General features: G+C 49.5%; 9 protein-coding genes and 1 riboswitch. Of the genes, 6 read left to right on the top strand and 3 right to left on the bottom strand.

The genetic code is table 11. The annotated features are described in order from the left end of the window. Positions 1–46 precede the first annotated feature (46 nt). On the top strand, positions 47–3,145 hold the full coding sequence (locus tag DXD92_RS16060) for a hypothetical protein (protein ID WP_118641026.1): 3,099 nt from the start codon (positions 47–49) through the stop codon (positions 3,143–3,145). A gap of 362 nt (positions 3,146–3,507) precedes the next feature. Here DXD92_RS16060 and DXD92_RS16065 read toward each other — a convergent pair whose 3' ends face one another. Further along, positions 3,508–4,440, bottom strand: a complete 933-nt coding sequence (locus DXD92_RS16065) for an AraC family transcriptional regulator (protein ID WP_117509907.1) — start codon at positions 4,438–4,440, stop codon at positions 3,508–3,510. Between the two features lie 189 nt (positions 4,441–4,629). On the opposite strand from DXD92_RS16065, the gene DXD92_RS16070 reads away from it, so the two are divergent. Further along, a complete protein-coding gene (locus tag DXD92_RS16070; protein WP_118641028.1) occupies positions 4,630–6,639 on the top strand; it encodes a glycoside hydrolase family 127 protein in 2,010 nt (669 codons plus the stop codon). A gap of 152 nt (positions 6,640–6,791) precedes the next feature. On the opposite strand, the gene DXD92_RS16075 is transcribed toward DXD92_RS16070, so the two are convergent. Together DXD92_RS16075 and DXD92_RS16080 are read right to left on the bottom strand one after the other, a co-directional pair. Further along, positions 6,792–7,403 carry an ECF transporter S component gene (locus tag DXD92_RS16075; RefSeq protein ID WP_022463255.1) on the bottom strand — a complete coding sequence of 204 codons (612 nt, stop codon included), beginning with the start codon at positions 7,401–7,403 and terminating at the stop codon, positions 6,792–6,794. Next, positions 7,400–8,446, bottom strand: coding sequence for a nucleoside hydrolase (locus tag DXD92_RS16080; RefSeq protein ID WP_118641030.1), 1,047 nt, complete (start codon positions 8,444–8,446; stop codon positions 7,400–7,402). Before DXD92_RS16080 ends, DXD92_RS16075 begins: the two co-directional genes overlap by 4 nt. Before the next feature lie 28 nt (positions 8,447–8,474). Then, positions 8,475–8,519: riboswitch (PreQ1 riboswitch) on the bottom strand. A gap of 160 nt (positions 8,520–8,679) precedes the next feature. On the opposite strand from DXD92_RS16080, the gene DXD92_RS16085 reads away from it, so the two are divergent. From DXD92_RS16085 to fusA, 4 genes are all read left to right on the top strand, one after another. Next, complete coding sequence (locus DXD92_RS16085) at positions 8,680–9,147, top strand: hypothetical protein (protein WP_118601390.1); 468 nt, start codon at positions 8,680–8,682, stop codon at positions 9,145–9,147. Between the two features lie 288 nt (positions 9,148–9,435). Beyond that, positions 9,436–9,852, top strand: a complete 417-nt coding sequence (gene rpsL / locus DXD92_RS16090; RefSeq protein WP_022463258.1) for a 30S ribosomal protein S12 — start codon at positions 9,436–9,438, stop codon at positions 9,850–9,852. Between the two features lie 174 nt (positions 9,853–10,026). Then, entirely contained in the window at positions 10,027–10,497 is a 471-nt protein-coding gene (gene rpsG, locus DXD92_RS16095) for a 30S ribosomal protein S7 (protein ID WP_022463259.1), read from the top strand. A gap of 15 nt (positions 10,498–10,512) precedes the next feature. Continuing rightward, positions 10,513–12,630 carry an elongation factor G gene (fusA, locus tag DXD92_RS16100; RefSeq protein WP_055219269.1) on the top strand — a complete coding sequence of 706 codons (2,118 nt, stop codon included), beginning with the start codon at positions 10,513–10,515 and terminating at the stop codon, positions 12,628–12,630. Positions 12,631–12,736: the final 106 nt, after the last annotated feature.

Below are 12,736 nucleotides of genomic sequence, written 5' to 3' on the forward strand. Positions count from 1 at the left end.
ATCATAAAAAACCATTATAAAAACCACAGAAAGGAAGTTTATCACAATGAATAGAAACAGAAAACTGAGAAAACAGATGATGTCTGGTCTTGCTGTTGGTATGGCTGCTGTTATGGGAGCTGCTCCGGTTTATGCAGCGACAGGAGAGGACGCAGCGGTTTCCAAAGAAGAAACCGTATATGTAAATGCAAATGCAGACGGATCGGAAGATCAGATCACCGTATCCAACTGGCTGAAGAACGCAGGAACGGAAAAGAACCTGAAAGATGAGAGTGAACTGAAGGACATCAAAAACGTAAAGGGCGACGAGGAGTTCACCCAGAGCGGAAACAAGCTGACCTGGCAGACAGACGGCGAGGATATCTATTATCAGGGAACAACCACAAAAGAGCCTCCGGTTTCCGTGAAGTTCACCTATTATCTGGACGGCAAGGAAATCAAACCGGATGACCTGGCCGGAAAGAGCGGAAAACTGAAAATCAAAGTTGACTATACAAACAACACAAAGACAACGGTTGACATCAATGGCAAGAAAGAGACGATGTACACCCCATTCGTCCTGATGACCGGAATGATTCTTCCGCAGGATACTTTCTCCAATGTCAAGATCGACAATGGTAAAGTCATTTCCGATGGAAGCAGAAACATCGTAATCGGATTTGGTATGCCGGGCCTGCAGGAAAGCCTGGGATTAAATTCCGATTCCCTTGAAGATCTGGTATCCGGTGACAGCGATTTCGAACTGCCGGAAAGCCTGGAGATCACTGCAGATGTGGAGAACTTCTCTCTGGATTCTACCTTCACCGTTGCACTTGACGATGTTCTCGACACCATCGATATCGACAACATCACCGGATACGATGACCTGAAGGATGCACTGAGTGATCTTGAGGATGCTGCAATGGAACTGGTTGACGGTTCCAAGGCACTCTCCGATGGTGTGGATACTTTAAAAGACAGCTACAAAGAGCTGGATGACGGTATCGGAACGTTAAAAGACGGCGCTGACGAGCTGAACAGCGGAGCCGGCACACTGGCAAGCGGAGCCGGCACACTGGCAAGCGGAGCATCGACTCTGGCAAACGGAACTTCTACTCTGAACAGCGGAGCTTCTACCTTAAACAGCGGAGCAGCTACCCTGTCCAACGGAGCATCCACCTTAAGCAGCGGAGCTTCTTCCCTGGCAAGCGGCGTAAACTCCTACACCGAGGGCGCTGATACCCTGAATAAAGCAATCCAGACGTATCTTGGAAAGAACGGTGTGCTGACTGGAAGCGTAACCGAGTATGTAAACGGTGTGAATAAAGTCGTTGCAGGCGTAAAACAGTACACTGACGGAACAACACAGCTGTCCGACGGCGTTGCTTCTTATGTAGCAGGCGAGAAACAGCTTGCAGCAGGCGCTGAGAAGCTTCAGCCTCTGGCAGACCGCCTGACCGAGGTAAACAGTGCAATCGCAACACTGAACGCAGCACTCGACGGAAAAGATGAGAATGATATTTTAGCAGGAGCAAAACAACTCTCCGAAGGACTGACCAGTTTGAACGAGCAGCTGCAGAGCACCGATGTACAGAGCCTTCTGACGATGGTAGACGGTATGACCAGCACCGGTTCTACCCTGATCTCCGAGACCGAGGCACTCTCCGAGGTTCTGAACACCACAATCGCAGGATCTGTCAACAGCATGATGACAAACGGCAACGAGCTGATGAGCCAGATGGATACGTTGTCCAAAGGACTTGAGAGCTACTTAAGCGGTCTGGAGGCACAGATCACGAATCAGGCAACGCAGATGGGAACCCAGATGGCAGCACAGGTTCAGGCATGGGCAGACGGAGCAGCAGCACAGCTGAACCAGGAAGCAACAGCAGCAGCACAGAGCGCAGCTGATACAGCAGCAAGCCAGGCATCCGCCGATGCAGCAAAACAGGCAAATGATCAGCTCTCTGCAGCAGCAGCTACACTGGATGCACAGATTTCCGCAGCTAAGAGCGCTGGAAATACAGAACTTGCCGATTCCTTAAGTAAAGCAAGAAACCAGATCGGAAGTGTCAGCGTTTCCGCTTCAGCAGGAACCGTTTCGGTTACTCCGGTTACAGCTCCGCAGATTACTCTTCCGGAACTGAACTTCGAAATCGAGCGCCCGGATCTCTCCGGTCTTGCAGCAATGCAGCAGAAGATGAGCGACATCAAGAGCCAGTACAGCGATCTGCAGAAGACGGTTGCAGCTCTGATGCCGCAGCTTGAGACCATGCAGAAACAGATGCAGACCATCACCGATAATAAAGCAGTTGTTGAGCAGAATCTTGGTGCAATGCAGAAACTGACCGCAGGTGTGGCACAGCTTGATGCAGGCGGAAGCGCTCTGTACAAGGGCATCGGTACTCTGTCCGCAGGTGTGAGCCAGTTGTACAGCAGCACAAATGAGAGTTTTGCAAAAGCAACAGCAGGCATCAATGCACTGAACGCAGGATTTACTCAGCTGAGTGCTTACAATGATACGCTGCTTTCCGGCGCAAGCCAGCTGAAAGCAAATGCACCGGCTCTGGTTGAGGGTGTTACGACTCTGCAGGGCGGCACGACACAGCTGACCGCAGGTCTTGGACAGCTGGGAAGCCAGTTAAGCGATGGATCTGCAAAACTTTCTGCAAACAGCGGAAGCTTAAGAAGCGGTGCTTCTCAGGTAGCAGGCGGAGCATCCCAGCTGGCAAGCGGAGCCTCCACACTGGCAAATGGAACTTCTTCCCTGGCAAGCGGAGCTTCTGAACTGAACAGCGGAGCATCTACGCTGGCAAGCGGAGCATCTACGCTGGCGAGCGGAGCTTCTACACTGGCAAATGGAACTTCTTCTCTGGCAAGCGGAGCTTCTGATCTGAAATCGGGAAGCAGCAGGGTTGTTGATGGTATTGACGAGCTGTCCGATGGGGCGAAAGAACTGGCTGACGGTACGAAGAAGTTTGAAGAAGAGGGTACCAGCAAGCTGAAGAGTACCTTTGAGGATGATCTGGGAGATGTACTGGATCGGATTCAGGCGCTGAATTCGGATAAATGTGCTTATACTTCTTACAGTGGTAAGGCAAATGGAATGGATGGAAGCGTGAAATTTATTATCGAGACTGCAGCAATTGAAGCTGCGGAAGAGTAATGTGATTCCACGGTAGATTGTGAGGCCGCCTGCGGTCGGGATGTTTTCCCCGACCGCAGGCGGCATTTACGTTAGGTGGGGTGCAAAAAGACAAAAAATAAGAACAGCCCGCGGATATGCGGGCTGCTCTTTCATAATGAGGGGGGAGATAGTTTTGAATGGTTCATCAACTATCTGAGATATAGTATAGTGAAGAAATGTGAGCAAAGTATGTCTATTTTCTAAAAGAAACAGTAAATTTCTAAAGAATAAGTGAATCCATCCATTGAGTAAATCACTTCCGTCCGCCAAAACGTAGATGGGTCCCCAGGCGCAGCGGAGCGTCCGCCCCCCGCGGTGCCTGGGGGTCGTATCCTCCCGTCCTATTCAAAAGAAAGTTTCCGGTTCCCATAACTCTTCCGGTACTGTCCCGGCGTCATCCCGGTGAGTTTTCGGAAAGCCGTGGAAAAATTATGCGCATCCTGAAATCCAACGTTATAGGCAATCTGAGAGACCGTGTGATTTGTGTCCGTCAGCTCGGCCATAGCGCTGTCCATTTTGGATTTCAGGATGAATTGTTTTAACGTCATCCCGGTGCCCTCGTGGAAGAGGGAGGAGAGGTATTTGTCGTTGTAGCCGAAATAACGGGCGAGTTCGGTGACTTTGAGGGACTCGCTGCTGTGGTACTGGATGTAGCTGATGATGTCCTGCAGGATCTGCGTCCGCTGCGTTTCGGAAGTGTAGGTGCGGTAGAAGGGACTCTGACAGTTGATTTCGCCGAGAACAGCGGCAGTCAGGCTGTTGTTGAGGAACGTGTTGTGGAAACGCAGGGAAGTGTCCTGGAGCTGCTTCATGAGGATGATGACGCGGTTCGGGGAGGAAAGCGTTCTCTGGAGCGGGATGCATAACGTTTCGGGGTAGTTGGATGGAAGCTGGGCGGGAGCGAGGTCCTCAAGGCGGTAGGAGGATGGCGGTGCAGCATGAAACTCATCCAGAACCGATCCGGCGGTCGGGTCAGAAGGAGCGACGATCGGTGCGGAGGGGATACCCGGGATAAAATGGAGCCAGTAGAAAGAGCAGCTTCCCTTTTTCGAACCATGCTGATGGACGGTCGGCGGCAAAAGAAGATATTCGCCGGGGTGAACCTCGTAAGAGCGGCGTTCGTCCGCGATAAAAAGCGTTCCTTCCGTCACAACCATCAGTTCAAAATTGACGAGATTCCGTGTCAGGTGCATCCACTCCGGGGACGGGGACTGGAATTTGCCGCAGAGGTCGTAGGTAAAACAGGCGGCATCTGGAAATAAAACAGAGATCATATGACTTTTTCAAACCTTTTCAAACATTCTTATATTTTAAACGGAGGTCCGTTTTGCTAAAATAAAACTATAGAAAAACAGGAAAACAGCCGTCAAAAGAAGTGTAACGCTTCCCATCCCTGAAAGCAAGGAAAATATCTTTTTCAAACCAGGAGGCGGCGGAAGACAACGAAAAAGGAGACCGAAAAAATGGATCAGAAAAACTTCAGCAAACCATTATCCCTGGCAAAAGTCCAGGTTACTGATGCATTCTGGAAAAAAGAGATGGAGCTTGTCCGCACCGAAGTAATTCCGTATCAGTGGAATGCCTTAAATGACAATGTTCCGGGAGCAGCACCGAGCTTCTGTATGCGGAACTACCGCCGCGCCGGTGAAGTTGAAAAAGAGCGGAAAGCAAAAGGAGACAAATTTGTTCAGATCAAATACCCTCTGGATACTTTTGAGACACTGCCGAAGGATGGCAAAATGGACGGAAGATTTTATGGCTTCCTGTTCCAGGATACCGATTTTACCAAATGGGTGGAGGCAGTTGCGTACTCCCTGACACAGCATCCCGATCCGGAGCTGGAAAAAACGGCAGATGAAGCAATTGAAGCTGTCTGCGCAGCACAGAGAGAAGACGGATACCTCGATACCTACTATCTGATCAACGATCAGGATATGATTTTTACAAACCTTAAGGACAACCATGAGCTGTACTGCTTCGGTCATCTGACGGAAGGCGCCGTAGCCTATTATCAGGCGACCGGAAAAGACCGTCTCTTAAAAGCAGCAGAGCGTTTCGCGGACTTTATTGCCAGCAAACTCGGTCACGGCGAGGGGAAAAAAGCAGGTTATCCTGGTCACGAAATTGCAGAGATGGCTCTGATGCGTCTCTATGATCTGACCGGCGAGCAGAAGTATCTCGATCTTGCAAAATACTTCATCGATGAACGCGGAACAAAACCATACTATTACGATATCGAGCGCGGTCTGACCTGCCCGGAGGGCGAGGAACGATATAGCTACAATCAGGCAAACCGCCCGGTGCGTCAGCAGGATGAGGTGCAGGGGCACTCCGTACGCGCCGTATATCTCTATTCCGGCATGGCGGATGTGGCAAGGGCAACGCAGGATGAGAGCCTGCTGAAAGCCTGTGAAACTCTCTGGAACAACATGGTGCATCAGAAAATGTACGTCACCGGCGGAATCGGTGCCACTCATATAGGAGAGGCATTCTCTTTCAACTATGACCTGCCAAACGATACCGCTTACGCAGAGACCTGTGCATCCATCGGTCTTGTGTTCTTTGCTCGCCGCATGCTGGAGATTCAGGCAAAAGCAGAGTACGCGGATGTGATGGAATTAGCCCTCTACAATGGCGTTCTCTCCGGAATGGCGCTCGACGGAAAGAGCTTCTTCTATGTCAATCCGCTGGAGGTACTGCCGGAGGCATGCCACAAGGATGAGCGGAAATTCCATGTAAAACCGATCCGCCAGAAATGGTTCGGCTGTGCCTGCTGCCCTCCGAACCTGGCAAGAACGGTAAGCTCAGTTGCATCTTACGCATACACGGAAAACGACACAACCCTGTTTGTCCACTTGTACATGGGTGGAACAGTGGAAGGAGAAAAAGTAAAAGCATCCATCACTTCCGAATTCCCGTGGGACGGCCATGTTTCCGTGACCTGCGAGAGCGATACCAAAGAGCCGTACACCTTTGCATTCCGCATCCCGGGATGGTGTGCTTCTTATGAAAAAGAGATTCCAAAAGGCGCAGAATTGGAAGAAAAAGACGGGTATCTGTATGTGACAAAAGTATGGGCGAAGGGTGAGACGATCCGCCTGAACTTCCCGATGGAAATCCAGTTTTTGGCATCCAATCCGCTTGTACGCGAGGACGCCGGCCGTGTTGCCGTAAAACGAGGACCGGTTGTTTACTGTATGGAAGAAGCAGACAACGGAAAGAATCTGCATTTGACAAAACTCTGTGTGAATGGTGAAAAAACCGCAGAAGCAGCCGATGAGCTGGGCGAGCACTTTGTGTGCGTAACGGCCGAGGGACGTCGCATGAAGCTGGGCGATGCGGAAAAACAGCCGCTGTATCATCTGTATCAGAAAGAGGAAGAGGAAAAGACGAAACTGAAGCTGATTCCATATTATATGTGGAACAACCGAGGTGAGGGCGAAATGCAGGTATGGATCCGCGCATGTGAATGATTTTATTAAAGAAGAAATAAAAAACTCCGGAAAAGGGATGGCTCCTGATGCAGCCTCCCCTTTTTTCCGGAGTTCTTGTTATGCCAAAATATGAGAATCCTGCAAAAAAGAAAGTGAATTTTTTGCAGGATTCTTTGTGCTATTGGTACAGATTATTTTCTGCTTCTCATAGAAAGACTGCCGAAAGCAGAAGAAACGGCGGGCAGAATCACGAGGACGACTGCAAGGACAATCATTCGATCCACAAAGTCTGTCATGGCCTGTACAACGCAGACAGAGAGAGTCAGATTCATACCGAGGCTGTGAAGCAGCTGCACCAGCACAGTGGAGCCGGAGGAAGTAATTCCACCGAAAACAACCGCGGTGATTGTGGAACTTACCACAGTACCCGGAAGTGAGATCACAAGCGCTGCCGGAAACAGCTTCCAGCCCATGGAGCGGAGGGAAAGACTCTCGCTGCGGGATCCTGCCGTATGGGACGGGCGGAGTCTGCGGAATACAAGGCCGGCAACGAGACCGATGACAAGCTGCACCGGAATATAGTAAAACGCATAGACATCACTCGTCATGCCGGAAATGAGTCCGGAGATCAGTCCCGGAACGAGGCCTGCAGCAGGTCCGAACAGAGCGGCTGCCAGAACTGTTCCGATGGAGTCCAGATAAACCGGAAGACGCAGCAGCAGAGCAATGGTACCGCCGAGAATATTGATGACACCGCAGAGCGCGAGTGTCGTGAGTTTTAACGTACGGTTAGTATTCATCATGCCTCGCCTCCCTTCTGAAACATCGTCTCATGTGGGAAGACCGGCGGTGCGGTGAGAATCTGGTCGAGAACCGGTGCGGATTCCTCCTGCGGCACGCCGAGAACGCGCTCAAAGAACATCAGGAAGAAACGGCGCACATCGACCTGCGTCAGAATGTGGCTGTTCGGTGCTTTCTGATAAAAATTCATGGCATCCACAACCGTCTGTCCGATGCAGAGACCTCCGGTTTCTACCTGCGTATACGCATCAAAACCGCTGCAGAGCGACGGATCCACAAGATAAGCGGCCGCGAGCGGATCGTTGATCACGCATCCGATGACCTTTTCCTGTTTCCAGTGGAAATCAAAGTAGAAGCGCGTCAGCTCCTCAATGCGGGTTCCGACTCCTGGATTTACGCACTTCATATATTCCACAAGATTCGGCGTCAGGACAATTTTTCGTGTGACATCCAACCCGATCATATGAAGCTTTTTGCCTGCAAGCTGCGGCAGCTCGGAAAACGCGCGGAATACTTCGGCTGCGGCATCCGGGTCGCACCAGTAATTGTACTCGGCAACCGGGGAGCAGTTTCCATGGCTCTTATAGCTTCCGCCCATGGAGACAAGAGCCGTCAGGTTTGTCAGGCACTCCGGTGCGCGGGAGATGACTTTTGCAAGGTTCGTCATCGGTCCGAGGGCAAGAATGGTAACATCAGGGGTTGCTTTTAAGGTTTCGATCAGGAAAGAAACAGCGTCCTTGTTGGGCGTAAGGCCTTCGGCATCCGGCCAGCCCGATTCGCCGAGACCGTCCATGCCGTGGGTGTCCATCGCGTCCACGTAGTCGCGGACCAGAGGCGTCTCCTCGCCGACATAAACCGGGACATCTGGTTTTCCAATCATAGAAAGAATTTTGAGGGCATTTTTAGCGCCCATAGAAGCGGGTACATTTCCGCTGACTGTGGTGATGCCGACAAGATCCAGCTCTTTCGAAGCCGCGGCAAGCATCAGGGCGAGAGAATCGTCGATGCCCGGATCACAGTCGATGACCAGTTTTCTTGCATTCATTTTCCAATCTCCTTTGATGAAAATTTTGAGATACTTGGTTTTTTATACTGGGAAGTTCACGAACCAGTCCGGACACCCGCAAAAAGACGGGAAAATCCGATTGCATAAATGCACGGGAAAGAGTATAGCACAGATAAAAAAAAAAATCCAGTAAAACAAACCTTGCCTGTTTTGAAAAAATCGGTTATGGTATAGAAAAGCATACAGCAAATGAGAACATGGGAGAAAAGAAAATGGCAGATGGATTTTTAGCACCAACTGGGAAATTCTATCCCAAAACAGAAAATTTTCATGCGCAGACCGCGCGGGCGATTTTAGGTCAGGACGGCCAGACGGACGAGCCGATCCAGGAGCTTTTACGTCGCGGTTATATTTTATTTGTAGGATTCCACAAACCAGGCGAACCGGAAAATCTCCATGCCGATATGGATTACGTCCTCGGCGGACCGGGGTATCCGGCGACCGAAGGGCAGAAGGCCTGGATTGCAGAACATACGGAAGAGCTGTCGAGAAAGCAGCAGTTTGACATCAACAACGACGAGACAAACTTTGAGAACTTTTACATCAGCAATGTCCGCATGTTTCCCTGGTGCAAAGGGTGTGCCGAAGAGAAAGCGCGTGACCTCTGGGGCAATGCACAGAGCGAGGAGAAGCCGAAGCGGTGTGATGCGTGTCCGGCCTTCAGGAACCGTCCGCTTTAACGAAAAACAGAAAATGTCAGAAAATAATCTGGTGAGATTATAATAGGAAGAAAAAATACTTTTGCACAGTAATGCATCAATGGGGGAAATCCGCAGAAGCCGCGTAAATACGCGATTTTTTGCGAATTTCCCCCTTGACTTTTGAAAGGACAGACGCTATAATAAACGAGCGTGCGTAAAAGACTGTTTTTTGTGCGCGCAAAAGCTGCAAAGCAATTATGTTGAACTAAAGCAGCCGTATGAAACCCCGTGGGACACACGGAGAAATCTATCAGGAGGTGAAATGGAATGCCAACATTCAACCAGTTAGTAAGAAAAGGCCGTGAGACTTCCGTAAAGAAATCTACCGCGCCGGCACTGCAGAAAAGCTACAATTCTCTGAGAAAGAAATCCACAGATATGTCTTCTCCTCAGAAGAGAGGTGTGTGCACAGCTGTTAAAACTGCTACACCGAAAAAACCTAACTCAGCTCTTCGTAAAATCGCCAGAGTTCGTCTTTCCAACGGAATCGAAGTAACAAGTTACATCCCAGGAGAAGGTCACAACCTTCAGGAGCACAGCGTTGTTCTGATCCGTGGAGGAAGAGTTAAGGACCTGCCAGGTACCAGATACCACATCATCCGTGGTACACTTGATACTGCAGGTGTTGCTAACAGAAAACAGGCCCGTTCTAAATACGGTGCTAAGAGACCGAAAAAGAAATAATTAAGTAAAACGAGTTCGAGATATATCTAGTATCACAAAAAAAGCGAAATGTTGTGCGTTATTCCATAAATCCCCACGGCTGCGGATTTATAGAGAATTTACACGCGCGGACATACTGCAAATAAGTGTGAGTACCGATGATTTAATCGAATGATGGTTAAGGAGGGAAGTAACGTGCCACGTAAAGGACATACTCAGAAAAGAGATGTTTTAGCAGATCCGTTATACAATAACAAAGTGGTAACCAAGCTGATCAACAACATCATGCTGGATGGTAAGAGAGGCGTTGCCCAGAAAATCGTATACGGCGCATTTGCTAAAGTAGAAGAAAAAGCTGGAAAACCAGCAATCGAAGTATTTGAAGAAGCAATGAACAATATCATGCCGGTTCTTGAAGTAAAAGCAAGACGTATCGGTGGTGCTACTTATCAGGTACCGATCGAGGTAAGACCGGACAGACGTCAGGCTCTTGGCCTTCGTTGGCTGACCGCTTATTCTCGTAAGAGAGGCGAGCGTACCATGGAAGACAGACTGGCAAACGAGATTCTGGATGCATCTAACAACACAGGTGCTTCTGTGAAGAAGAAAGAAGAAGTTCATAAGATGGCAGAGGCTAACAAGGCATTTGCTCACTACAGATTCTAAGAGGAGGAAAATCCGTTGGCTGGAAGAGAATATCCATTAGAGAGAACCAGAAACATTGGTATTATGGCTCACATCGATGCAGGTAAAACAACCCTGACCGAGCGTATCCTGTACTATACCGGTGTTAACTACAAGATTGGTGATACTCACGAAGGAACTGCTACCATGGACTGGATGGAACAGGAGCAGGAGCGTGGTATCACAATTACTTCAGCTGCTACAACCTGCCACTGGACTCTGGAAGAGAACTGCAAGCCGAAACCGGGCGCTCTTGAGCACCGTATCAACATCATTGATACCCCAGGCCACGTTGACTTTACCGTAGAGGTAGAGCGTTCTCTTCGTGTACTGGACGGCGCTGTCGGCGTGTTCTGTGCAAAAGGTGGTGTAGAGCCTCAGTCTGAGAACGTATGGCGTCAGGCTGATACCTACAACGTACCGCGTATGGCATTCATCAACAAGATGGACATCCTTGGTGCTGACTTCTACAACGCTGTAGATCAGATCAAGACCAGACTTGGTAAAAATGCTATCTGCCTTCAGCTTCCAATTGGTAAGGAAGATGAATTCAAGGGAATTATCGATCTGTTCGAGATGAAAGCTTACATCTACAACGACGATAAGGGCGATGATATCTCCATCGTTGATATCCCGGAAGATATGAAAGACGACGCTGAGCTGTATCACACCGAGCTGGTAGAGAAAATCTGCGAGCTGGATGATGAGCTGATGATGCGTTATCTGGATGATGATATCCCGTCTGTAGACGAGATGAAAGCAGTTCTGCGTAAAGCTACCTGCGAGTGTACAGCTGTACCGGTATGCTGCGGTTCTGCATACAGAAACAAAGGTGTTCAGAAACTCCTGGACGCTATTCTTGAGTACATGCCGGCTCCGACCGATATCCCGCCAATCGAGGGTACCGATCTGGACGGAAACCCGATCGTAAGACATTCTTCCGATGACGAGCCGTTCTCCGCACTGGCATTCAAGATTATGACAGACCCATTCGTTGGTAAGCTGGCATACTTCCGTGTGTATTCAGGAACCATGAACTCCGGTTCTTACGTACTGAATGCAACAAAAGATAAAAAAGAGCGTGTTGGACGTATCCTTCAGATGCATGCAAACAAACGTATGGAGCTGGATAAAGTTTACTCCGGTGACATTGCAGCTGCAATCGGATTCAAGTTCACCACAACAGGTGATACCATCTGCGACGAGCAGCATCCGGTAATCCTTGAGTCTATGGAGTTCCCGGAGCCGGTTATCGAGCTGGCTATCGAGCCTAAGACAAAAGCAGGCCAGGGCAAACTGGGCGAGTCCCTTGCAAAACTGGCTGAGGAGGATCCGACCTTCCGTGCACACACCAATCAGGAAACTGGTCAGACCATCATCGCTGGTATGGGTGAGCTGCATCTGGAAATCATCGTTGACCGTCTGCTTCGTGAGTTCAAAGTAGAGGCTAACGTAGGTGCTCCGCAGGTTGCATACAAAGAGACCATTACCAAACCGGCAGACATCGACAGCAAATATGCAAAACAGTCTGGTGGACGTGGACAGTATGGTCACTGTAAAGTTAAATTCGAGCCTATGGATGCAAACGGCGAAGAGATTTACAAATTCGAGTCTACCGTTGTCGGTGGAGCTATTCCGAAAGAGTATATCCCGGCTGTAGGCGAAGGTATCGAAGAGGCTATGAAAGCCGGTATCCTGGGAGGCTTCCCGGTAGTCGGTGTTCATGCAAATGTATACGACGGATCTTATCATGAGGTCGATTCTTCTGAGATGGCATTCCACATTGCTGGTTCTCTGGCATTCAAGGAAGCTATGCAGAAGGGTGCTCCGGTTCTTCTTGAGCCTATCATGAAAGTCGAAGTTTCCACTCCGGAAGATTACATGGGTGATGTTATCGGTGATATCAACTCCCGTCGTGGTCGTATCGAGGGTATGGATGACATCGGCGGCGGAAAGATGATCCGTGGATTCGTACCGCTGGCTGAAATGTTCGGTTACGCAACAGACCTTCGTTCTAAAACTCAGGGACGTGGTAACTACTCCATGTTCTTTGATAAATACGAGCAGGTTCCGAAAAACGTACAGGAAAAAGTTCTGTCTGCAAAAGCAAAATAATGTAAGAAAAATAATCGGGTGTGCAGCTGTCAAAGGCTGCACAGCCTAAAAGTATTATTTTTCTGAGATTTCCCTTGCAAATAAGACGGAAATGCAATATAATCAG

It is taken from the genome of Blautia sp. TM10-2 (assembly GCF_003480845.1).
In the GTDB taxonomy this organism is placed as follows: Bacteria; Bacillota; Clostridia; order Lachnospirales; family Lachnospiraceae; genus Fusicatenibacter; species Fusicatenibacter saccharivorans.